The 22,262-nt window shown below is 68.2% G+C and carries 24 protein-coding genes; 8 read left to right on the forward strand and 16 right to left on the reverse strand.

Annotation, left to right across the window (positions count from 1 at the left end; all coding sequences use genetic code 11):
• The first annotated feature begins 17 nt into the window (after positions 1-17).
• The gene (locus ACFWFP_RS07815; RefSeq protein WP_379293919.1) at positions 18-629 is read left to right on the forward strand and encodes a TetR/AcrR family transcriptional regulator; all 612 of its coding nucleotides are present in this window, start codon (positions 18-20) and stop codon (positions 627-629) included.
• Between the two features lie 72 nt (positions 630-701).
• Here the strand turns inward: ACFWFP_RS07815 and ACFWFP_RS07820 are convergent, their stop codons facing one another.
• Positions 702-1,109, reverse strand: coding sequence for a hypothetical protein (locus ACFWFP_RS07820; RefSeq protein WP_379293921.1), 408 nt, complete (start codon positions 1,107-1,109; stop codon positions 702-704).
• A gap of 49 nt (positions 1,110-1,158) precedes the next feature.
• A complete protein-coding gene (locus ACFWFP_RS07825; RefSeq protein WP_379293923.1) occupies positions 1,159-1,968 on the reverse strand; it encodes an alpha/beta fold hydrolase in 810 nt (269 codons plus the stop codon).
• Between the two features lie 253 nt (positions 1,969-2,221).
• Between ACFWFP_RS07825 and ACFWFP_RS07830 the strand changes: the two genes are divergently transcribed.
• Positions 2,222-2,947, forward strand: coding sequence for a helix-turn-helix domain-containing protein (locus tag ACFWFP_RS07830; RefSeq protein ID WP_379293925.1), 726 nt, complete (start codon positions 2,222-2,224; stop codon positions 2,945-2,947).
• Here the strand turns inward: ACFWFP_RS07830 and ACFWFP_RS07835 are convergent.
• Positions 2,944-3,900 carry an endonuclease/exonuclease/phosphatase family protein gene (locus ACFWFP_RS07835; RefSeq protein WP_379293927.1) on the reverse strand — a complete coding sequence of 319 codons (957 nt, stop codon included), beginning with the start codon at positions 3,898-3,900 and terminating at the stop codon, positions 2,944-2,946. The two genes, ACFWFP_RS07830 and ACFWFP_RS07835, sit on opposite strands and share 4 nt — an antisense overlap.
• A gap of 141 nt (positions 3,901-4,041) precedes the next feature.
• Here ACFWFP_RS07835 and ACFWFP_RS07840 point away from each other — a divergent pair, with 141 nt between their 5' ends.
• Together ACFWFP_RS07840 and ACFWFP_RS07845 are read left to right on the forward strand one after the other, a co-directional pair.
• Complete coding sequence (locus tag ACFWFP_RS07840) at positions 4,042-5,403, forward strand: M20/M25/M40 family metallo-hydrolase (RefSeq protein WP_379293929.1); 1,362 nt, start codon at positions 4,042-4,044, stop codon at positions 5,401-5,403.
• Between the two features lie 21 nt (positions 5,404-5,424).
• A complete protein-coding gene (locus ACFWFP_RS07845; RefSeq protein ID WP_379293931.1) occupies positions 5,425-5,952 on the forward strand; it encodes a YbhB/YbcL family Raf kinase inhibitor-like protein in 528 nt (175 codons plus the stop codon).
• Between the two features lie 54 nt (positions 5,953-6,006).
• Here the strand turns inward: ACFWFP_RS07845 and ACFWFP_RS07850 are convergent, their stop codons facing one another.
• The 3 genes from ACFWFP_RS07850 to ACFWFP_RS07860 form a co-directional block, all read right to left on the reverse strand.
• On the reverse strand, positions 6,007-7,830 hold the full coding sequence (locus ACFWFP_RS07850; protein WP_379293933.1) for an AMP-dependent synthetase/ligase: 1,824 nt from the start codon (positions 7,828-7,830) through the stop codon (positions 6,007-6,009).
• Positions 7,831-7,961: 131 nt separating this feature from the next.
• A complete protein-coding gene (gene ribA, locus ACFWFP_RS07855) occupies positions 7,962-8,648 on the reverse strand; it encodes a GTP cyclohydrolase II RibA (protein WP_379293935.1) in 687 nt (228 codons plus the stop codon).
• 71 nt (positions 8,649-8,719) lie between these two features.
• Positions 8,720-10,198: a PfkB family carbohydrate kinase gene (locus tag ACFWFP_RS07860; RefSeq protein ID WP_379293937.1), complete on the reverse strand. Its 1,479-nt coding sequence runs from the start codon at positions 10,196-10,198 to the stop codon at positions 8,720-8,722.
• Positions 10,199-10,425: 227 nt separating this feature from the next.
• Here ACFWFP_RS07860 and ACFWFP_RS07865 point away from each other — a divergent pair, with 227 nt between their 5' ends.
• Positions 10,426-10,821 (forward strand): hypothetical protein, encoded by a 396-nt coding sequence (locus tag ACFWFP_RS07865; protein ID WP_379293938.1) that lies wholly within the window; start codon positions 10,426-10,428, stop codon positions 10,819-10,821.
• 4 nt (positions 10,822-10,825) lie between these two features.
• Here the strand turns inward: ACFWFP_RS07865 and ACFWFP_RS07870 are convergent, their stop codons facing one another.
• The 3 genes from ACFWFP_RS07870 to ACFWFP_RS07880 are packed head-to-tail and all read right to left on the reverse strand — an operon-like array spanning position 10,826 to position 13,171.
• Positions 10,826-11,905 carry a quinone-dependent dihydroorotate dehydrogenase gene (locus ACFWFP_RS07870; RefSeq protein ID WP_379293940.1) on the reverse strand — a complete coding sequence of 360 codons (1,080 nt, stop codon included), beginning with the start codon at positions 11,903-11,905 and terminating at the stop codon, positions 10,826-10,828.
• A gap of 7 nt (positions 11,906-11,912) precedes the next feature.
• Positions 11,913-12,164, reverse strand: a complete 252-nt coding sequence (locus ACFWFP_RS07875) for a DUF5703 family protein (RefSeq protein ID WP_379293941.1) — start codon at positions 12,162-12,164, stop codon at positions 11,913-11,915.
• Positions 12,164-13,171, reverse strand: coding sequence for a YncE family protein (locus tag ACFWFP_RS07880; protein ID WP_379293942.1), 1,008 nt, complete (start codon positions 13,169-13,171; stop codon positions 12,164-12,166). Before ACFWFP_RS07880 ends, ACFWFP_RS07875 begins: the two co-directional genes overlap by 1 nt.
• Positions 13,172-13,340: 169 nt before the next feature.
• Between ACFWFP_RS07880 and ACFWFP_RS07885 the strand changes: the two genes are divergently transcribed.
• Genes ACFWFP_RS07885 through ACFWFP_RS07895 form a run of 3 tightly spaced genes read left to right on the forward strand, consistent with a single transcriptional unit; the run spans position 13,341 to position 16,335 of the window.
• The gene (locus tag ACFWFP_RS07885; RefSeq protein WP_379295102.1) at positions 13,341-13,697 is read left to right on the forward strand and encodes a hypothetical protein; all 357 of its coding nucleotides are present in this window, start codon (positions 13,341-13,343) and stop codon (positions 13,695-13,697) included.
• A gap of 6 nt (positions 13,698-13,703) precedes the next feature.
• Entirely contained in the window at positions 13,704-14,237 is a 534-nt protein-coding gene (locus ACFWFP_RS07890; RefSeq protein WP_379293943.1) for a hypothetical protein, read from the forward strand.
• A 19-nt stretch (positions 14,238-14,256) separates the two neighbouring features.
• Positions 14,257-16,335, forward strand: a complete 2,079-nt coding sequence (locus ACFWFP_RS07895) for an MMPL family transporter (RefSeq protein ID WP_379293944.1) — start codon at positions 14,257-14,259, stop codon at positions 16,333-16,335.
• A 55-nt stretch (positions 16,336-16,390) separates the two neighbouring features.
• Here the strand turns inward: ACFWFP_RS07895 and ACFWFP_RS07900 are convergent, their stop codons facing one another.
• From ACFWFP_RS07900 to ACFWFP_RS07930, 7 genes are all read right to left on the reverse strand, one after another.
• Positions 16,391-17,026, reverse strand: coding sequence for a LysE family translocator (locus ACFWFP_RS07900; RefSeq protein WP_379293945.1), 636 nt, complete (start codon positions 17,024-17,026; stop codon positions 16,391-16,393).
• A gap of 181 nt (positions 17,027-17,207) precedes the next feature.
• Positions 17,208-17,996: an oxidoreductase gene (locus ACFWFP_RS07905; RefSeq protein WP_379293946.1), complete on the reverse strand. Its 789-nt coding sequence runs from the start codon at positions 17,994-17,996 to the stop codon at positions 17,208-17,210.
• A 69-nt stretch (positions 17,997-18,065) separates the two neighbouring features.
• On the reverse strand, positions 18,066-18,641 hold the full coding sequence (locus ACFWFP_RS07910; protein ID WP_379293947.1) for a TetR/AcrR family transcriptional regulator: 576 nt from the start codon (positions 18,639-18,641) through the stop codon (positions 18,066-18,068).
• 82 nt (positions 18,642-18,723) lie between these two features.
• A complete protein-coding gene (locus tag ACFWFP_RS07915) occupies positions 18,724-19,056 on the reverse strand; it encodes a VOC family protein (RefSeq protein ID WP_378629065.1) in 333 nt (110 codons plus the stop codon).
• A gap of 176 nt (positions 19,057-19,232) precedes the next feature.
• Positions 19,233-20,096, reverse strand: a complete 864-nt coding sequence (locus ACFWFP_RS07920; protein WP_379293948.1) for a heme ABC transporter ATP-binding protein — start codon at positions 20,094-20,096, stop codon at positions 19,233-19,235.
• Positions 20,093-21,214: a FecCD family ABC transporter permease gene (locus tag ACFWFP_RS07925; protein WP_379293949.1), complete on the reverse strand. Its 1,122-nt coding sequence runs from the start codon at positions 21,212-21,214 to the stop codon at positions 20,093-20,095. The genes ACFWFP_RS07920 and ACFWFP_RS07925 overlap by 4 nt, the downstream gene beginning before the upstream one ends.
• A 31-nt stretch (positions 21,215-21,245) precedes the next feature.
• Positions 21,246-22,259, reverse strand: a complete 1,014-nt coding sequence (locus tag ACFWFP_RS07930) for a hemin ABC transporter substrate-binding protein (protein WP_379293950.1) — start codon at positions 22,257-22,259, stop codon at positions 21,246-21,248.
• Positions 22,260-22,262 lie beyond the last annotated feature (3 nt).

Genomic DNA, 22,262 nt, shown 5'->3' on the forward strand with positions numbered 1-22,262 from the left:
TGCTCTAGTCTGGTGGAGTGAGCGAGCAGATGTCAACGAGTACCCGCGATCGACTGGTGACCGCGGTCGCGGAATTGATGCGTGTCCACGGGTACAGCGCGATCACCGTCAAACAGATCACCGCCGCCGCCGAGGCGCCGATGGGGTCGCTGTATCACCACTTTCCGCAGGGCAAGGTGCAGATCGCGGCCGAGGCGTTGCGCAGTACGGGCGCTGCCTATATTCAGCTGCTACCCCTGCTGATGGACCCACACGAGGATCTACGGGTGGCCGTGCCCGCCGCGTTCGACGACGCCGCGCGCACACTCGAGGAGTCGGGGTGGATGAACATGTGTCCCGTCGGCACCGTCGCGGGCGAGATCGCCGACAGCGAACCGGTCTTGCGGGAGGTGGCCGCGGAGGTCGTGAGGGACTGGATCGACCACGGCACAGGGTATTTCGTCGAGCGTGGCGTCGGGGCTCACGCGGCGCGCGAGCTGATCCTGGCGATGCTGTCCGCGCTGGAAGGGGCGTTCGTTCTAGGCCGCACACTGCGTTCGTCCGAACCGTTGCGCGCGGCCGGTCGGGCAATGGCGGCCCGGGTGCAAGTGGTGCTCGCCGAGCGCGAGGGCGCTGTCATCGACCGGTGATCACCCGGCACACCACGGTAGCCGTGTCACGGGCCCTGTGACACGGCTGTGGTTGCGCGAGTAGGTATCTCATCACGCGGCGGTGAGCGCTCCGGTGATCTTGCGGGTCATGTCGACCATCGTCGGGTTGGGCCGAGTCTGGTAGAGCTGGGCGGTGTCGATGGCGACGGCGATGGTGTTGCGGAAGTTCTCGGCTTCGATCGGGTCGTGCCGGCCGAGCAGGCTCATCGCCGCGGTGAGGGCGGGCAATACCTGATCGGCGAGTTCGGCGACCGAGGAACCGCGCAGTGCGATGCGCCCGGACTTCTCGGCCAGGACGTGCCCGACCACACCGGTCGCCGACGACAGCGCGATGCTGCCGGTGGTGGCGATCTTGTGCGGCGCGCCGGTAGCACCGCCCGCGGCGGCGAGGAGGGAGACCGCACCGTACGCGGCGGTCCGCACGGTGGCCTTTTCCTGGGTGGTGAGGGTGACGGACATGGTGGTTTCTCCTTGGGTTCTGTTGTGGTGCAGGGGAGTCGGTACCGAATCAGCGGGTCGAGGCGGTGGTCTCGATCTCGCGGACGGCATCGGCGATGGCGCGGAAGTCCTTGCGCAGGATCGCGCCGTGGTTGCTGGCGACCTTGGCGCTGACACGGATGTTGGGGTTGCTGTCGAGCACCGCGTCCAGTCCGGCGCGGATCTTCTCCTGCTCGTCGCCGCGGCTGCCGAACGAGGTTCCCGAAGCGACCACATACCGCACCGGGACGGTGATGGCGTTCAGCACCGGGCTCAGTGCGCTGACACTGGAGAGCTTGCCGAGTTCGATATTGCTGTCGGCCTGCTGCTGTGCGGTCAACCGGGGCGCGAGCCCGGTCGGGCGAGCCAGCGGCAGCACCCAGCTCAAACGCTTGAACAGCGTGCGGATGCGCAGCTCCATCGCCTCGTCGAGCCAGTCGTAGGGGAACGCGCCGTCGACGAGGACCGCGCCGAGCGCACCGGCCGGGTTGCGGCTGGTCCAGTGCGCCCCGAGGTAGGCCCCGTAGGACCAGCCGACCACGATCGGCTTCTCGGTGACGCCCCTGGCCGCGAGGATCGCGTCGATATCGCGCACGCAGGTGTCGAAGGCGTAGTCGGCCGACTTCTCGGACTTGCCGCGAGCCCGCTCGTCGAAGGTGATGTGGCGGTAGCCGGGGCCGAGGTCGGCGATGACCCGGCGCCAGTAGCCCTGGGTGGCGAACTGGCCGTTGAGGTAGATCACCGTGGTTCCGGTGCCGCAGGTGTCAGTGACGGCCAGCTCGGTGTCGTCGATCGTCACCATGCCGGTCCAGGGAGCGGTGGTGCTGGTGGAGGGAATCATTGCCGTGTCCTTGCGTTGTGATGTTCGGGTTTTACTGATGACTAAAAGATAGATTGCGTTCAATCATCTGTCAACAGTGAAATGCGCCGAAAGTGCTTGATAATGCGTACTTGAACGCCGGTGTTGCAATGATATTGAGAGTGAATGCAACGACTTTGGCGTTGCGCTTTGCAATGAAGTGGGAGTGAATGCATACTGGGCGTGGTGCGGGCCATCCGCTTCGCACCGGTCGACAGGAAGGTGACCAGCAGCGATGCCCGGAGGCAGACTCACCGACGCGGACCGTCAGCACATCGCCACGGGGCTCGCCGACGGACTCGGCTACGCCGAGATCGGGCGCACGCTCGGACGGCCCGCCTCGACGATCATGCGCGAAGTCACCCGCAACGGTGGCCCCGGCGACTACCGGGCCGAACGCGCGCAGGCGGCCACCCAGCAGCGCGCACGCCGCCACAAGCAGGCCACACCGCTCGCGCCACCGATCCCCGACGGCGCTTACGGGCGCGACCCCCGCGCGGTGGCCGACTTCACCGAATCGTTCACCGCTCTGCTCATCGAACAGGGTCTGCCCCGGATGGAAGCCAGAGTGCTTGCCTGCCTGCAGATCACCGACTCCGGAGCGCTCACCGCCGCCGAACTGGTCGCGCGATTACGCGTGAGCCCCGCCTCGATCTCGAACGCGGTCGCTTTCCTCGAACAGCAGGGCATGCTGCGGCGCGAACTGGTCCCCGGCGAACGGCGCGAACGCTACCTCGTCGACGACGACATCTGGCTGCGCAACCTCGTCGCCTCGGTGCAGATGCAGAATTCGTTGTCCGCCATGACCCGGCGCGGAGTCGAGATCCTCGGCCCCGACACCCCGGCCGGCGCCCGCTTCGAACAATCCGCCGAGTTCGTCGCCATCGTCGGCGCGGCGCTGCGCCAGGCCATGGAGCAGTGGCGGGTGCGCCTGGCCGAACGCAGCGCCGAACGCGACTAGCGATCGGCAGTGAGAACTATCCGCGCCACCAGCGCCCGGTGATCGGCGCCGGGTACGGCGACAGTGTCGACGCTGGTGGCGTGGGCATTCGCGAGCAGGAAATGGTCGATACCCACCAGCGGCGGGATGGTCTTGTCGGTCGGGTAGGTGACCAGGTGGCCCGCGCCGGCTTGGACCGCGGCGTCGGCGAAACGCCCCGATGCCAGGGCGCGGAAGCGGGCATGGTCATAGGTGGCGTTGAAATCGCCGCCGACGATCACCGGGCGATCGGTGGGCGACCGGCGCAGGATCTCGTGCAAACGGGCCAGTTCGTCGGCCCAGATACCGGTGTCGTAGACCGGCGGGACAGGGTGGAAGGCATAGATCGCGACCGGGCCGAGCTCGGGGACGGCGGCGGTGGCCGAGATCTGATTGAGAACGTAGCCGTCGTATTCGACGGTGTCGGACAACGGGAATCGGCTCCAGATACCGGTACCGCTGGCCGTCTGCCCCGGGGCGAGATAGCGATGGGGCAGCAGCTCGTCCAGGCCCGCGTGCGACAAGCTCTCCACGGCCGCGCGGGTGAGCTCGTTGACGGTCAGGATTGCGATGTCGCGTGCCCGGACCTGGTCGACGATCGCACGCGGATCGGCACCGTCGAAGAGCAGATTGGCCTGCATCGCCACGATCGCCTGTCCTGGACCACCGTTGTGCGCGACATACAGCGGCACCTGGGTCGCGATCCCCGCGCCCGCCACCACCACTGCCACACCGGTCGCGATCCACTGCCTGGTGGCCGCGAAACCGGCGACACCGAGCACCGCCCCACTCATCAGATAGGGCGCCCCCGAAGCCGCGAGGACGAGCGGCTCCACCGGCCAGCGGAGGAAATGCAACGCGACCCCGGCGGCGCCGATCACCGTCGCGGCCCCCGCCAGCACGCGGACACCGACTCGGACAACCTGCGCTCTCATCACGCCAGCCAAGCACGCCGCCGGGACGCAGGCGAATTCGTAGTTCTGCTCACGCCGAGTCTGGAGCGCGAGCAGCGGCGCAAGGGTCCCGAAGGCGGCAGGTGGCGCGAGGGGTACGCGAATGGTGGTAGGAAAGGGGGCGTGTCGGCATCTGGCGAGAATTCTGGTTCGAACGGGCGGTCCCGCGCGGAAGACGAGGTGGTGGAGCTGGTCAGCAAGCTGATCCAGTTCGACACCTCCAACACCGGGGAACTGTCCACCACCAAGGGCGAGCGGCAATGCGCCGAGTGGGTGGCCCAGCAGTTGCACGAGGTCGGCTACGAGACCGAGTACGTCGAATCCGGTGCGCCCGGGCGCGGGAATGTGTTCGCGCGGTTGAAGGGCGCCGATTCCGGTCGCGGGGCGCTGATGATCCACGGGCACCTCGATGTGGTGCCCGCCGAGGCCGCCGACTGGAGCGTGCACCCGTTCTCGGGTGCGGTGCGCGACGGCTACGTGTGGGGGCGCGGCGCGATCGACATGAAGGACATGGTCGGGATGACGCTCGCCCTGGCCCGCCAGTTCAAAGCCGAGGGCACGGTGCCGCCGCGGGATCTGGTGTTCGCGTTCCTGGCCGACGAGGAGAACGGCGGCAAATGGGGCTCGCAGTGGCTGGTCGAGCACCGGCCCGACCTGTTCGACGGTGTCACCGAAGCCGTCGGTGAGGTCGGCGGATTCTCGCTGACCGTGCCCCGCCCCGACGGCACCGAACGCAGGCTCTACCTGGTGGAGACCGCCGAGAAGGGCCTGGGCTGGATGCGGTTGCGCGCCAAGGCCCGCGCCGGACACGGGTCGTTCCTGCACGAGGACAACGCCGTCACCATCCTCGCCGAAGCCGTCGCGCGCCTGGGCCGCCACACCTTCCCGGTGGTGCTGTCGGACTCGGTGGCCGAGTTCCTCGCCGCGGTCAGCGAGGAGAGCGGGCTGGCGTTCGACCCGCACGGACCCGATATCGAAGGTCAGCTGGCCAAGCTGGGCACCATCTCGCGCATCATCGGCGCCACCTTGCGCGATACCGCGAATCCGACGATGCTGCAGGCCGGGTACAAGGCCAACGTCATCCCGCAGACCGCGGAAGCGGTAGTCGACTGCCGGGTGGTGCCCGGACGGCAGGCGGCGTTCGAACGCGAGGTCGACGAGCTGATCGGACCCGATGTGGAGCGGGAATGGATCACCAAGCTCGACTCCTACGAAACCACCTTCGACGGCCACCTCGTCGACGCCATGAACGACGCGGTCCTGGCCCACGACGCCGACGGCCGCACCGTGCCCTACATGCTGTCGGGCGGCACCGACGCGAAGGCGTTCGCCCGCTTGGGGATTCGCTGCTTCGGTTTCGCGCCCCTGCAGCTGCCGCCGGAGCTGGATTTCACCGCCCTGTTCCACGGGGTGGACGAGCGGGTACCGGTGGCATCACTGGAATTCGGCACCCGGGTGCTGGAACACTTCCTTCTGCACAGCTGACCTCGACTGGAAAGGTCCTCGATGACTCACAACCCCTATGACGCGTTGCCTCAGGTGCCCTCGTTCACCGTCACCTCCGCCGACATCACCGATGGTCAGCCTTTGGCCAATGATCAGGTGTCGGGAGTGTTCGGATCGGGCGGCAAGGACATCTCACCGCAGCTGAGCTGGTCCGGATACCCCGAAGAGACCCAGAGTTTCGCGGTCACGGTGTTCGATCCGGACGCGCCCACCGCCTCCGGGTTCTGGCACTGGGCGGTGGCCAACATCCCGGCCTCGGTGACCTCGCTCGATGTCGGGGCGGGCAGCGAAGGGGGGAACTTGCCCGCCGGCGCGGTGACCCTGCGCAACGACGGCGGGTTCCCCGGCTTCGTCGGTGCGTCCCCGCCGAAAGGCCATGGCCCACACCGGTATTTCGTGGTCGTACACGCCGTCGACGTGCCCGAACTCGAGGTCGGAGCGGACGCCACGCCCGCCTACCTGGGGTTCAACCTGTTCTTCCACACCCTGGCCAGGGCCACCCTGATCGGCACCTACGAACAGAACTGAGAACGGACAACGGCGGTGGCCCTGAGACTTCCAGGGCCACCGCCGTTTTGGCAACTACTTCACGTTGACGACATGCTCCGGCGGAGTCGCGGCATAGAGCTCGGTGATGGTCTCGGCGTACTTGTTCGAGATCGGGGTCCGCTTGAGCGACATCTTCGGGGTCAGCTCGTCACCGCCGGGCTCCCACAGGTTGTCCACGATCACGAAACGCTTGATCTGCTCCACCCGCGAGAGCTTGCGGTTGCCCGCGAGCACCGCTTCCCTGACCTCGTCGACGATCTCCTTGCGCCGCGACAGTTCCGCGTGGGTGGCGTCGGTGGCGCCGAAGTCCTTGGCGCGCAACGCCGCGACGTCGGGATCGAGCATGATCAGGGCGGTGATGTAGGCGCGGGCCTCACCGATCGCGACGGCCTGGCCGATCATCGACGAGGCCGCCTTCATGGCGTTCTCGATATTGGAGGGGGCGATGTTCTTGCCCGCTTCGCTGATGATCAGTTCCTTCTTGCGGTCCACGATGCGCAGGTAGCCGTCGGCGTCGAGAGTCCCGATGTCGCCGGTGTGCAGCCAGCCGTCGCCGTCGATCGCTTCGGCGGTCTTGTCGGGCATATTGCGGTAGCCGGGGGTGATGATCGGGCCGCGCAGCAGCACTTCACCATCGGCGTCGAGGCGCAGTTCGCACCCGTCCATCACCCGGCCGACCGAGCCGGGGCGCGGTTTGTCGAGCTCGGTGTAGGTGCCGACGCCCGCGGTTTCCGACATCCCCCACACCTCGGTGACGGCGAAGCCGAGGCCGAGGAAGTACTCGAGAGTCTCCGGCGGTACCGGCGCGGCACCGGAGGCCGCGCACTTGAGCTCCGCGAACCCGAGCGCCTCACGCAGTTTCGCCAGCACGAGCGTGTCGGCGATCTTGTGCTGCACGCCCAGTACCAGCGAACTCTCACCGGCCAGCTTCGCCTTGGCCTGCGCGACGCCGACACCGATCGCCCAGTTGGCCAGTGCCTTCTTGACCGGGCTCGGCTCGACCGCGAGCTTGTTCTCGATCCCCGCCTTGATCTTCTGCCACACCCGCGGCACACCGAAGAACACCGTCGGACGGGCGTCCGGCAGGGCGGCGGCGATCTCACGCGGATCGGTGACGGTAGTGATCTGGATGCCGGTGAGCAGGCTCATCGCGTGCGCGGAGATGCGGTCGGCGACGTGCGCGGCCGGCAGATACGACACGGCGCGGTCGTCGAAACCGACCGGCAGCGGACCCGAGACCAGGCCGACGACCTGGGCGATCACATTGCTCTGGGTGAGCTCGACACCCTTGGACGGGCCGGTGGTGCCGGAGGTGTAGATCAGGGTGGCCAGATCGCCGGGCTGGACCGCCTGCCAGGCCGCGTCGAAATCGAAGTCCGGTGCGGGATCGGATTCGAGTGCGGCCAACGTGACAGTGCCCTCCGCGGTGCCGTCGACGATGACCGTGTGCTCGATCTCGGCGCCCGAGGCGCGGATGGTGTCGAGGAACACCTGCTCGGTGATGACCACCTTGTTGCCCGCGTTGGCGAACACGTGCGCGATCTGCTCGGTGGAGCTGGTGTTGTACACCGAGAACGGGACTGCGCCCAGGTGCAGGGCGGCGGTGTCGATCAGGTTGAACTCGGGCCGGTTGGTGAGCATGATGCCGACCGTGTCGCCTTGGCGCACACCCAGTTTCGCCAATCCGGCCGCCAACGCCTTGACCCGGGTCGAGTACTCGGACCAGGTGATTTCCTGGGTGCCACCGACCGTGCGCAAGGCGATCTGGTCGGGCCGAAGGGCGGCAGTCTGCTGGAAGGCGGCGGGCACGGTGTGCACCGTGACGCCGGATGCGTGCGCGAAACCGATGTCTGTCATATTCCTGTTCCCATAGGCCGAGCTGGATACCGAGCCAATGCGAGTGAAACTGTCTTGTTATCTCGAGACAGGGGCATCGACAGTGGCGTGGCTCACTTATCGTAACCGGACATACGGGATTGTGAGGGGGGTTACCGGCGACCCAGTGGTCGCCACCACGACCGCGCCCGGTCCGATCGCTGCTCGTCGGCGAGCGGATCGGCGGGAATGGTGTGCTGGCGGTGACGTCGTTTGGCCTGCAGATATTGCCTGCCACGCGAGGAGTGCAACGCGATGGTGAGGGCGACGGGCTCGACGGTGATCCCGGCCTCGGTTAATGCCCGGCACTTGTCGGGGTTGTTGGTGAGCAACCGGACCCGGGTGAGTGCGAGGTCGCGCAGAGCGTGGGCGGCGGGGTCGTAGCGGCGGGTATCGGCGTCGAGGCCCAGACGCCGATAGCTGTCGAAGGTGTCGGTACCGGACTGTTCGCTCTCCCGGTAGCCGCGCGCCTTCCAGATCAGTCCCGCCCCGCGACCTTCCTGTTCGAGGTAGACGAGCACGCCCGCGCCCTCGGCCTGGATCCGGTCCATCGACGCGGTGAGCTCCCCGCCGCAGTCGCAGTCGTCGGAACCGAGACCCTCGCCGTAGAGGCACCGCGAGTGCACCCGCACCAGGCAGCCGTCGCGGGGCTCACCGAAGACGAGCAGGTGTCCGCCGTCGCGCGGGTCGGGGATCTCGATCACCCGGATCGGTAGTTGTTCGCCGTGGCGACCCAGCCGGTGTGCGGTATCGGCACCGGTACGTCCGGTCCTGGCACCGCCGAACGACAGAATGGTCAACGATCCTCCGTGCGTGGACAGGGCGGTACCGGACAGGGGGTGAGCTTCGACGGCGCGACTTTACCCCCGGATCAGGCAGGAGGCGCGTACAGCCGCACGATGCGGTCGATCTCGGCGACACTGGGCATCGACACCGCCACCGCGCCCAGATTCTGGGTGGGGATCATCGCCGCGGTCGCCCACACGAAATCGGTTGCGGTGAGCGGGGTCCCGGAATCGACGAGGCGATAGGCCAGGGCGCCGGTGAACGCGGCGGCGGCGCCGACCGATGCCTTGAGCACCTGAGGGAAGTGGTCGATGACGGTCTCGACCGTGTCGGAGGCGACGACACACCGGAAGTTCTCGACCGTGCACACGGTGCCGACCCCCAGGCCGCGCAGCAGCCGGGCGATGTCGTCGGCGGATTCAGCCGGGACATCGGGCAGCAGGGCGTGCAGATCGGCGGCGGCGCCGACGAGGTAGTCGACCGCGCCCAGGTACTGATAGAGGCTCTGCGGCACCGGCATCGACGGTGTCGGGCACACGATCACCGGCGGTTTCGGCCGCATCTGCGACACCACCGACAGCACCTGCTCGATCACCGACGGCGGTGGCTCGAAGCTCAGGATCACCGCGTCGGAGGCTTGCAGCGCGGCGCGCAGTTCGGGCCGGTGCAGGTCGTCGTCTTGGAGCTGGACGCGGCTGTCGCGGCAGCCGATGATGCGGGTCTCTCCGTTGGGGGTGATCACCACCGCGGTGACCAGCGAGCTCGCGAACGGGACGACTTTGACCAGATCGAGATGGACGCGTTCGGTGTCGATGAATTCGAGGATGCGGCGGCCGTATTCGTCACCGCCGACCGCGCAGACCAGGTGCACGCCGATGCCGAGGCGGGCCGCGGCGACAGCCCGGTTGAGCCCTTTGCCGCCGGGATGGCCGGTGAAGGTGCCACTGGCCGCGTTGTCGGCGGCGGGGAAGGTGTCGACCCGGTAGAGGTGATCGATGACAGCGTCACCGAAGACCGTCACGACACCGCGCCGGGCGGGCGCGGTGGTGGGTTGGGTGAGCGAGGGTCCCGCCATCGGATAGCCGGAATCGGTGGCGAGCAGCCCGGCGAGCGCGGTGAAGGCGGTGTGTTCGGAAACTGTGCGCAACCGTTTGACGGTGGGTGCTTCGGGAACCGGGTCGACGTCGAGCAGGGTGTGCAGCGCGACCCACTGCTCGGTCAAGGCCTCTCGACGTTCCCCGAGGTTGTCTGCATACAGGCGTTCGACATCGATACCCACGCCGGACCGGTCCCGGAACAAGCCGAGCGAGAGCGCCGCGTCCACGATCAGCCGGTCCGTCGGCGGCAGCCACTGCGCGACCTCGCGCACCACGGGCAGGATCGAGGCCTCGGCACTGGCCCCGGTGCGGCGTGCGTGCCGGCGCACCGACAGCAGCTCCAGCAGCGGCGCAGCGTCGATCTCGGTGTGGCGCAGGCGTTCCGCGTTCAAGCCCGCGTACTTGCCCAGCCTGGCCAGGATGCTGCGGATCGCGGCGACGCGGGCGTCCTGGGGAACCATCGGCATGCTGCCTCCCGTCCACTTGTCGAGGCCGGCGCGCACCTGATCGGGGCGGACGCCGCACTGCGATCGCCACAATGCCGGGTTTGCCACGCCCGAAATCCGGCAATTACCTACTAACAATGGCAATTGACCAAGACAAATGGCAAATGCCACACTGGATTACGGGGAGTGGACGCCCCGCCAGACGCTCGGGGAGGGCGCAGCGCCCCGCCGGGGAAGGCAGGTCCGCGATGGTTATTCAAGGCACCGACGACACGTTACGCAGCGACCGCACGCCGGAATTCGCCCAGCGCACCGACACCGGCGGCTGGCGATTGAGCTGGTTGCCCGACTACACCCTGACCCGTGAACAAGCCTGGGCGGGTATGGAGCTCGACGAACTCGTCAGCGATCTCGCCGCCGTGCACGACCGCCTCGCGCACGCCGAGATCAGCGCCCGCGCCGACCTGCTCGGCATCATCTGGCAGCAGGCTCTGATCAAACTCGCCAAGCGCATCGACGCTCGCGGGCACGGCGACGACCCGGCAGCGGGGCAGTCGTTCCACGATCCACCGGAGCGACTGCCCCGGCTACGCCCGATGCGATCGATGGACGACAACCGGGCGCCCCAGGCGTACTACGGCTGAGACCTCAGACCGAGTGGGCGCGGTGCTCGGCACCGACGGCGTCGGACAGGCGGGCGTAGCCACCCGCGCGCAGATGGGCGGCGATGCCGCGGTGGATGCGGGTGGTCCAGAAGGGGCCGCCGTAGATGAACCCGGTGTAGCCCTGCAGCAGGGTGGCGCCGGCCAGGATGCGGGCCCAGGCCTGTTCGGGGGTTTCGATGCCGCCCACCGAGATCAGGACCACCCGATCGCCGACGCGGGTGTAGAGGCGACGCAGGACCTGCAGGGCGCGTTCGGCCACGGGGGCGCCGGACAGCCCACCCGCACCCATGGCTTCGACCTCGGCGGTCGGGGTGGCCAGGCCGTCGCGGCGGATGGTGGTGTTGGTGGCGACGATGCCCGCCAGACCCAGTTCGACGGCGAGGTCGGCCACGGCGTCGATGTCGTCGTCGGACAGGTCGGGGGCGATCTTCACCAGGACCGGCACCGACACGCTGTCGAGCACGGCCTGCAGGATCGGTCGCAGCGACTCGACAGCCTGCAGGTCACGCAGGCCGGGGGTATTGGGGGAGGACACGTTGACGACGACGAAGTCCGCGAGCGGGCCGAGTAATCGAGCGCTCGTCGCGTAATCGCCCGCGGCGGCATCGGGTTCGGTGACCTTGGTCTTGCCGATGTTCGCGCCGATCGGGACAGTGGGGTGCGCGCCGTGCAGGCGAGCCGCCGCGGCGGCGGCACCGTGATTGTTGAAACCCATCCGGTTGATCAGGGCGTGGTCGGCGGGCAGCCGGAACAAACGCGGCGCGGGATTGCCGGGCTGAGCGTGCGCGGTGACGGTGCCGATCTCGGCGAAACCGAACCCCAAGGTGCCCCAGGCATTCGCGCCGTCGGCGTTCTTGTCGAAACCGGCGGCCAGGCCCAGCGGTGCGGGGAAGTCGACACCGAACGCGGTGGTGGCCAGGATCGGGTCCCGCACCACGGTGAGCTTGCGGGCGAGCCAGCGCGTCGGCGGGAACCAGGTGGCCAAGCGCAGCGCGGCGAACACCAGGTGATGCACCCGCTCCGGCGGGATCAGGAACATCAGGCGTAACAGGAGGGCGTACATGGTCGGCTCACAATCCGGGTTCGGGCACAGGCAGGACGGCGTTTTTGCGGCGGCGCAACAGCACCCGGCGACTGCCGTCGGTGTAGGCGCGCACCCGGGACAACTCCCAGCCACCGAATTCGGCCTGGATGGCCAGTCGCATCGAGGCGGTGACCCGGTTGACCTCGGGTGGCAGCCGCAGGGGCACGTATTCGTAGTCGTCGTTGCTGGTTTCCCAGCTCGGCGGTATCGCCGAGCGCGCTGCGCGAGGTGTGGCCATCACTGCCCTCTCTTCCGCTCTTGCACGCCGATCCGCTGCAGGCCATCGCCCGCGGCCGAGGCGACGAACAGATCGCCGGTGCGTTCGTCGACGGTGATCGCGTCGGGCTGGCGCAGTGTCGCCAGCCTGGCCACCTCGACACCGATACCGGTCGACAGGTCGTAGCCGATGACCTCGTTGCTCAGCGTGGCGCTCACCCACAGCAGCTCCGACCGCGAGTCGTAGGCGAGCGCGTAAGGCGACGATGATACCGGGAAACGCTGGCGCAGCACGAGCGGACCGGCCGAGTAGACCAGCAGTTCATTGCCCGCCGTGTCGGCCACGATGATGCGGCCGTGCGGGTCGGTGATGGCGTTGGTGGCTCCGTCGCCTGCACGCAACATCAGGCCGAGTGCGTCCTCGCGCACCGCGACGACGGCGGTTTGCTTGCGATCGAGCACGGTGATGTTCTCGCCGGTCACCGCGATCGCGTCGGCCGAGACGAGGCCGGTGATCGTGCGGGTGAGGGTGCCGTCGGCGGTCAGTTCGCGCACGGTCCCGTCGGCGGTGCCGACAACGAGAGTGCCGTCGGTGCGAGTGTGCACGCTGTGCACGTCACCGTCGACAGGTGTCTCGGTGAGCGCACCCGTGCCCGCGTCTACCCGGAGAACCCGGTTGGGGGCGGCGACGAGGACTTCTCCCGGTTTGCCCTGGGCCAGTGACGCACCGGCGGCGGGCAGGGCGACCGCGTGAGCGGTGGCCGGTGCGGCGGGGTCGATCAGCGACAGTGTGGTGCCGGCGGTATCGAGGGCGGCGAGCACACCTGTCGAGCGTTCGGCGAGCAGCGCTTTGGTCGCGGTCGCGGGAAAGACCTGCCCGGCGGGATCGACCGCGGCGGGCGAGACCGCCGCGGTCGCCGGCACCCGGGTCGGGACATCGGGACCGCCGTCTTCACCGCTGCACCCGGTCAGTACCACCAAAACCGCCGCGCCGACCAACGCAGAGGCGACCGAGCCACGAGGGCGCATGCACCGAACTCCTTCAATCCGCACGAGGTGACTGCCTTGATCACCATCTGACCATGATGACTCACCAGTAGCTCCGACCGGGTATCTGGCGTCGGAGGTGTCGGTGACGCGCGTTACTGTTGACGCGTCGAGTTCTTTGATTGCCAGGCAGCGGCAGGAGATCCCCACGATGACCGACCGGACACCAGCGGGTTTCGGCATCGATGACATCTCCGTCGGGCCGTTCGCCCACGGCTTCGGCACCACCGACGACGGTCGCCCCTTTGCCTTCCGCACCCACCGCGCCACCCTCACAGTGCAGATCTATCGCGCCGACCTGGGCGACGCGGTGCCCGGATCCGGCGATGTGGTGGCGCAGGCTCAGGCTCAGGTGACCGACATCGACCTCGGTGACGAACGCAGCGTCAGCGCCTTCGTCCGCGATCTGCTCCCCGATGCCGACCCGGTCGAGGCGCCCGCAACCAGTGACATCTCCACAGTTCGCGCCATCCTGGGACGGATCAGTGCCGTCATTGATGGTATGTAGATGGTGATGTCTTCCACACTTTCCGCCAGGGCCGCTGCGGCCACCGCCTGCCTCACGGCCCTCGTCGCCCTCGCCGCGTGCGCGGGAACCACCGACGAGGCCTCGGTCGACGCCGCACGGTCCTCGGCCAATGCCTCCCTCGCCTCCTCCGTCGCGGTCTCGGCCAGCAAGGCCGCTGTGCCGCTGCCGACCGCCCAAGAGCTCGACGCGCAGATCAAACGCGCGCTCGACCCTGGTCTGCCCGATGTCGAACGCACCGAACTGATCGAGGACGGTGCCGCGTTCTCCGACGCCATCCCCGACATGTACAAGGCGCTGCGCGACAACCCCCACGCGGTGTACGGCGTCGTCGACCCGGTGTTCGACAACCGCGACGGCACACTCACCGCCACCATGCGCCTGGACAAGGACGGTTCGGGCACCAATGTGCGCACCACCATCGTGCATTTCGTGTTGCTCGACGGTAAGTGGAAGATCTCCCGCACCGACCTGTGTGGCATCCTGCGCTCGGCCGACTACCGCACCGCCGCCTGCGGCTGAGATGCGCGAATCTCGATCCATGCGGTGGGGCAGGTTCGTCTACCGTCACCGATTCCTCGTGCTCGGCTTCTTCGTGCTGACCGTGCTGATCTCGGGGTGGTTCGGTCGCGACCTCGCCGACCGCTACACCCAGGAGGGCTGGTTCGACGAGTCCAGCCAGTCGGTGGCGGCGTCCAAGCTGGCCGACGACACGTTCGGCCGCGACACCGACGGCGACCTGATCGTCATCTACACCGCCCCAACGGGCACCACCGTCGACGATCCCGCCGTCCGCGGACCGGTGACCGCGGCGCTGGCCGACCTACGCAAACAGCACGGCGAGCGCATCCACAAGATCGACAGCTACTGGGACAGCCCGTTCTCTGCCAACGCCTCCGACCCGACCAAACAACACGCGTTCGCCAGCATCGGGCTGGCCGGGGGCGGCGGCACCGCGACGGTCAACAACTACCTCGCGTTGAAACCGCACCTGCACGCCGATGTCCCCGGCGCGGGCCCCGGCGGCACGACGGTGCAGCTGGCAGGGCTGCAGCCGGTGGTCGAGGGCATCAATATCGGGATGCAGCACGACATCAAGCGTGCCGAGATCATCGCTCTGCCGATCGTGGCGATCCTGCTCTACTTCGTGTTCGGCGGGGTGATCGGCGCGCTGCTGCCGGTGCTGATCGGTGGACTCACCATCCTCGGCACCTCCGGGATCTTGCGGGTGCTCACCGCCCAGATCGAGGTCAACGTGTTCGCCAGCGCGGTGATGACGTTGGTCGCGCTCGGGTTGGCGATCGACTACGGGCTGTTCACGGTGACCCGGTTCCGGGAGGAACTCTCGGCCGGGCGTTCGGTCGAGGACGCGACCGCGCGGACCGTCGCCACGGCGGGGCGCACGGTGCTGTTCTCCGCGGCGATCATCGCTCTGAGCCTCGGTGCACTGTTCATCTTCCCGAACGGGGTGCTGCGCTCGGTGCCTTACGGCGGCATCTCCGCGGTGATGCTGGCGGCGCTGCTGTCGGTCACCGCGCTGCCCGCCGCGTTGAGCATCGCCGGCCACCGGATCGACTGGCTGGGCTGGAAACGTTTCTCGCGCAGCAAGACCGAAGCTCAGATCGACGCCGGGTTCTTCTCCCGGCTGGCGCAGTGGGCGATGCGACGGCCGTGGGCGGTGGTCATCCCGATCGTGCTCGGCCTGCTGGCGCTGAGTATTCCGTTGCGCCACATCGAGTTCGGTGGGATCAGTGAGAAGTATCTGGCCGCCGACAACCCGGCGCGCGTGGCCCAGGAAGACTTCGACCACCTCTTTCCGGGTTTTCGCACCGAACCGCTGAAACTGATCGTGGTCGGTGCTTCGCCACAGCAGTTGAGCGATATCCGCTTCGAGGCCAATCAGGTTCCCGGGCTGACCGGGCGGTTCGAACCCGCGGCGGCGACCAAGGACAACGTCAACGTGCTCTCCGCCGGGCTCGGCGACAAACGTGACGCCGACCGCGTGATCGACGCGCTGCGTGCGCTGCCCGCCCCACCGGGCGTGCAGGTGATGGTCGCCGGTATACCCGCGCTCGAACGCGACAGCATCAACGGGCTGATCGACGGGCTGCCGCTGCTGTTGGCGATCCTGATCGCGGCCGCGCTGGCGTTGATGATCGTGGCGTTCCGTTCGGTGATCCTGGCGGTGAAGGCTGTCGCGATGAGCGCGCTCAGCCTGGTCTCGACCCTGGGTGTGCTGACCTGGATCTTCGTGGAAGGGCACGGGTCGGGGGCCTTCCAGTTCACGCCGGGACCGCTGATGTTCGCGGTGGTGGCGTTGATCGTGACGGTGATCTTCGGATTGTCCACCGACTACGAGGTGTTCCTGCTGTCCCGGATCGCCGAGAAACGGGCCGCCGGTGCCGATGCCGAGGAGTCCATCCGGTACGGCGTGGCCCACACCGGCGGGGTGATCACCTCGGCGGCCGCGATCCTGATCGTGGTGACCGGCGCGTTCGGTTTCTCGGATCTGGTGCTGATGAAATACATCGCCTACGGAATGATCGTGGCCCTGATCATCGACGCCACGATCATCCGAATGGTGCTCACCCCGGCCCTACTGAAGATCATCTGGAAATAGCCGATCAGACCAGGGCGAGCGGGGCGATATCGGTCCCACGACCGTGCGATCGCGGTTAGTTGGTGCTGGTCAGCGCCATACCGGCACCGACTCCGACAATCAGCAGCCCGCCGGTGCTGCCGACGGTTTCGAGACGACGTGGAGAACGAGCGAACCACGACCGCGCCGTCGCCGCCAGCAGTGCCCAACCAGTGTCGGACAGCGCTTGGATCGACAGGAAGATGACACCCAGGATCAGCAACTGCGCGGGCAAAGCCTCTCGGGTCGAGGTCGTGAACTGTGGAAGGACAGCGCCGAAGAACACGATGGTCTTGGGGTTGGTCACACCGACGATGAATCCCTGCCTGAACACGCGACCACCGCCGGCGCTCGGCACGTCCGATCGCAGGGCCTCGGCCAGCTTCTTGCGCTGCCGGATCGTCGCGATGCCCAAATAGATCAGATACGCGGCACCGACAACTTTCACGATCGTGAACAGCATCGCCGAGGCCATCAATACCGCGCCCAGTCCGAACGACACAGCCAGCAGTGGCACGAACGATCCGGCGACACCACCTGCGACCGAGAGGACCGCCGACCTGCGCCCCAGCGACAGTGCTCGGCCGATGGCGAACAGTACGTTGGGGCCGGGAATGACGATGATGGCCGAGGCGGCGACGGCGAAGGCCGCGACATGTGACAGCGGGACCATCTTTCGTAGCGTAGCTGCTGCTGACTGTGCTTAGCGGCAGAAAACCTCGCGAGGCCGAATAGTGCTGTCGGACTGGATGATCCGTCCCGCCAGAGCGATCGTGGCGGCGAGTTTCGCGACTGTGGACATGTGACTCACGCGCAGTACCTCGATCCGGTACCAAGGTACCGCGCGGGCGAGATCAGATCGTCTTGATGATGCCGCCATCGATCACCACATCGGCGCCGAGGATATTGGTGGCCTTGGCCGAGGCGAGGAACGCGATCAGCGCGGCGACCTCGTCGGCTTCGGAGATCCGTCGCGAAGCGATGCCGAACTGGCCGGGTAGCGCCGCGAGCAGTTGCTCGTGGGAGATGCCCTGGGCGGCAGCCAGTTTCGCGCCGAGGCGGTGTTCGTCGCGCCAGATCCTGGTGCCGACGGGGCCGGGGGAGACGGTGTTGACCCGCACACCCCGCGGTCCGAATTCCTCGCTGAGTCGTTTGCCGAGCGAGGTCAGGGCGGCTTTGGCTTCGCTGTAGCCGGTGGGGCCCACCGCGGGCAGGTGCGCGTTGATGGACGAGACGTTGATGATGGCACCGCGCCGGTCGAGCAGGCTCGGCAACGCCGCGCGGGTGGCCCGGATCGCGCTGAACAGGTTGATGTCGAGGAAGTGGCGCCACTGGTCGTCGGTGGTGTCGAGGAATCCGCCCAAGGTGAGCCGATCCGGGTCCCCGCCGCCGACATTGTTGACCAGGATGTCGATGCCGCCGAGTTCCTCCAGTGCGGTGTCGATGACCGTGGTGACGCCCTGCGCGGTCCCCAGATCGGCGGCGACCGTAGCGGCCGCGACCTTGTCCAGTTCGGGGGTGATCGTGCGGGCGGCGCCGACGACCCGCACGCCCTCCGCGGCGAGGGTTTCGGCGACGGCGAGACCGATACCGCGGGAGGCTCCGGTGACGACGGCGGTCTTTCCGGTGAGTTCGAGATCCATGCTCGTACCTTTCTTGAACTGCAGGTCAATAATTAGGGCATGCGGAAAGTGGTTGCAGGAGCGGGGGTTTCAGAGGGTGGTCAGCGCTACGTCGATGAGGCGGTAGAGCTGGGCGGCATCGTTGGTCTTCGCCATGAGGCGCAGGCCCACGCTGGTGGTGAACAACAGGGCCGCAATCGAATTCGGGTCCACGTCACGGTCGACGTCACCGTCGCGGCGGCCCTGGTCGATCCGGGCGGCCAGCGTGGCGACGATGCGTTGTTCGATGCCACGCACCATCGCGGTAGCTGCCACGTCGTGGCCGCCGAGCTCCGCCGCGGTGTTGACGGCGAGGCAGCCGCGCCGGGTCGGGGAGGCCATGTCGAGATCGACTGTGGCGCGCAGGTATTCGCGCAGACACTCGCGGGTGGTTCCGGGCCGGGACATGTAGTCCTCGGCCATGGCCACACCGAGTCGGCCGTAGCGGTCGAGGACGACGTCGAACAGGGCGCGTTTGCTGCCGAAGGTGTTGTACAGGCTGCCTTTTCCGATACCGGTGGCGTCGGCGAGCTGTGCGGGGGAGGTGTTGGCGTAGCCGTGGGTCCAGAACTGGTCCATCGCGCGGTCGAGGACCGTGTCGGTGTCGAAGTTCTGTGGCCTGGCCATGTCTCGACGGTAGACGTTCTATACCTGTAGGTCAATAACTCGGGCGAAGACCGCGACAGAGCCTGCCACGGTCCCGTCTGCGCTACTTGCCGATGATGCCGAAGGCGTTGCCGTCGGTGTCCTCCAGGACGCAGATGCGGGCGCCGGGGCTGACTTCGCGCGGAGCGGTACGTTCGGTCGCGCCCGCGGCGATCGCCGCTGCTCTGGCCTTGTCGACATCGTCGACTCCGGCGAAAGCCACCGGGCCCGCCGCGACGTCACCGCTGGGGTCGAGGCCGATCTGGACGTCTCCGACTGCCCAGCCGACGTAGTACGGCTCGTCGGTGTGGGGTTCGCCGTAGAGGGTGGTGTAGACGGCTTTCGTCGCGGCCAGATCGGATACGGGGATGACGACGCTGGCGATGGTGGGGCTCATCGGATCTCCTCTTGCGATAGGAGCGAGCCACGTTCGCGAGCGACGAGTGGACCGATCGTCGTTGCGATGGTGACCGCGATGGACGAATGACCTCGGCGCCCAGCCTACTCAGCCCCGCGCGGCCCTCCGTCGCCGCCGAAGCCCGCATGTCGAGAAGTGTCTTCTCCGCGGTTGTGTCAGGTGCGACCGCGTTCGGGCAAAACGAGCTGGGCACCGGTGGTCGGGTGGTCGAAGACGTCGACGGGGTGGTGGTAGACGGCGGTGAGTAGGTCGCGGGTGAGGATCTCACGTGGGGGTCCGTCGGCGGCGACGCGGCCCGCGTCCAGCACGGTCACACGGTCGGCGTAGGCGGCGGCCACCCCGAGATCGTGGACCACCACGACCACGGCGGCGCCTTCGGCGGCACGAGTCGCGGCCAAGCGCAGGACGGCTTCCTGGTGACCGAGGTCGAGGGCCGCGGTCGGTTCGTCCAGCAGCAGGGTGGCGGTGTCCTGGGCCAGCACGCGCGCCAGGGCAACCCGGGCGCGCTCGCCGCCCGACAGCGACGGGAAGACCCGCGCGGCGAGGTGGGTGACGTCGGTGGCCGCCAGTGCCGCGGCGATGAGGGCGTCGTCGGTGTCGGCGGCCGGAGTGTGCAACCATGGGGCCCGTCCCATGGCGACGACTTCACGGGCGGTGAAAGGGAAGCCGACCGCGTGGGATTGGGGCAGGACCGCGCGGCGGCGGGCCATATCGGCGGGAGTCCAGTGCGAAAGCGCGTGGCCTTCGAGTTTCACCACGCCCGCGCTGGGCTCGAGTTCCCCGGCGAGCGCGGCGAGCAAGCTGGATTTGCCCGCACCGTTCGGACCGACGAGCGCGACGATTTCCCCCGCCGCGACCTGGAAGTCGACCTCTTCCAGGACCGTACGAGTGCCCCGCTGAACGGTGAGCCCGGTGGCGCGCAGGGTGACGGTGCCGAGCTCCGGGCGTGCCGGCACGTCGGGGGTTCGGGCGAACAGCGAACGCCAGGAGGCGCGGCGCTCGCGCGTGGTGTCGGTCATCCCCAGCCTCCCGCACGGGCACGGGTGCGGCGCAGCAGCCAGAAGAAGAACGGGCCGCCGATCAGGGACGTGAGCATGCCCAGTGGCAGGTCCGCGTTGTGGACCAGGGTACGGGCGACGACGTCGGCGCCGAGCAGCACCACCGCGCCCACGATCGCGCTGAGCGGGACGAGCACCCGGTGGCCGGGGCCGACCATCATGCGGACCAGGTGCGGCACGATCAGGCCGACGAACAAGATGATGCCGCTGAACGCCACGCCCGCCGCGGTAAGCACGGCGACCACCACGATCACCTGTCTGCGCAGCCGCTCCACGTCGACACCGAGGTGGCGGGCCGCGGAATCGCCGAGTGCGAGCAGGTCCAGGCGTGGTGCGATGAGGATCGCGGCCAGGATGCCGGCCGAGGCCAGCACCGCCACCACCGCCACCGACTGCCAGGTGGCGCCGTTGAGGCTGCCGAGCTGCCAGAACACGATCTGATCCCGTGCGGCGGGGCTGGCGACGAACAGCAGCAGCGCGATCAACCCGCCGGCGAAGGCGTTGATCGCGACACCGGTGAGGATCAGCGTCACCACTTCGGTGCGCCCACCCGACCTCGACAGCACATAGACCAGCGCGGTGGTGATCAGACCGGCGACGAAGGCGGCCGCCGCCACCGACCACGCGGCGACGAACGCGCCACCGACCACGATCACGGTGCCCGCTCCGACCGCCGCGCCCGCCGACACCCCGATGACGCCGGGTTCGGCGAGCGGATTGGCGAACACGCCCTGCAACAGCGCACCCGCTGTCGCGAGCGAGGCGCCGACCAGGATGGCGAGGGCGACCCGGGGGAACCGCACCTCCCACAGCGTCACCTCACCGGCCGGATGCGCGGGCACGGGCCCGATATCCAGACCGATCCGGTGCGCCACGCTGCCGAGCACCTCGGCGGCGGTCGTGGGGACCTGCCCGAGCACCGCCGACACCACGGCCAGCACGAGCAGAGCGAGCAGCGCCACCGCGAACACGACGGTCACGCGCGTGCCCCGGTGCGTCGTGGGCGGCAGGGGATCGGGGGTGGCGTCGGTGATCCGCGGGGTGTCCGCGGATTTGGTCAGGTCGGGCACCTCGCTCATGCGGAGCCCACCCGGGGCGACTGCTGACCGGTCATGCGGACTTGCCGTAGACGGCGTCGGACAGTGCGGAGACGACGCGGCCGGTGTTCGGGCCGAAACTGAGGATCACCGCGTCGGACATGTCGACCACGCGTCGATTGCGGCCCGCCGGAGTCTGGGCGATGCCGGGCACCTTCTCCAGTCCTTCGACGCCGCCCACCGATTTCAGCCCGTCCGACATCACGAGCAGCACATCGGGGGCGGCGGCGATCATCGCCTCGCTGGTGATGGACACGAACGGTTCGTTCACCCCGGAGGCGGTGCCCGCGTCCACACCACCGATCGCGGTGATCAGCGAATCAGCGCCCGAGCCGCGCCCGGCGATCATGGTGATCGCGGCGCTGCGCAGGTACAGGAAGGCGATCTTGGGCTGCGGATCCTGCTTCGGCACGCGAGCTGTCGCGTCGGCGATCTCGTCGTGGGTGCGCGCGCCGAGCTGCTTGCCCGCCTCGGGAACGCCCAGCGCGGTGGCTACGGCCTCGATCTGCGGAACGACACCGTCCATGCTGCGCTCGGGGTCGAAGTACACGACGGTCACCCCGGCCGCGCGCAGCTGCTCCCGCACGGCGGGGGCCGCGCTGGTGGTGTCGGTGAGAAACACCGACGGTCGCAGGTTCAGGACCGCCTCGACGCTGAGGCTGCCGTTGCCACCGGCCACATTGGGCACGGCCGCCACGGCCGGGAACGACGCCGAGGTGCTGCGGCCGACCAGGTTCGCGCCGAGCCCGAGCGCCCACACGGTTTGGGCGAGGGTGCCGTACCGGTCCACGGCGATGATTCGCGAGGTGTCGGCGATCGTCACGTCGGTGCCGTCATAGGACTTCACCGTCACCGGTAACCGTGGACTCGGCGCGGGTCCGATCGGCACGGGGTCCAGGTCGGCGAGCTGGGCCGTCGCCGGCCCACCCGAATTGGCAGTCGATGCAGTGTTGCTTCCGGTGCAAGCGACGGCGCCGGTCAGCACCGTCGCCGCGAGCATCGCCGTCAGCACACCACGCAGTCTCATGAA

This window comes from Nocardia sp. NPDC060249 (genome assembly GCF_042728755.1).
Taxonomy (GTDB): domain Bacteria; phylum Actinomycetota; class Actinomycetes; order Mycobacteriales; family Mycobacteriaceae; genus Nocardia.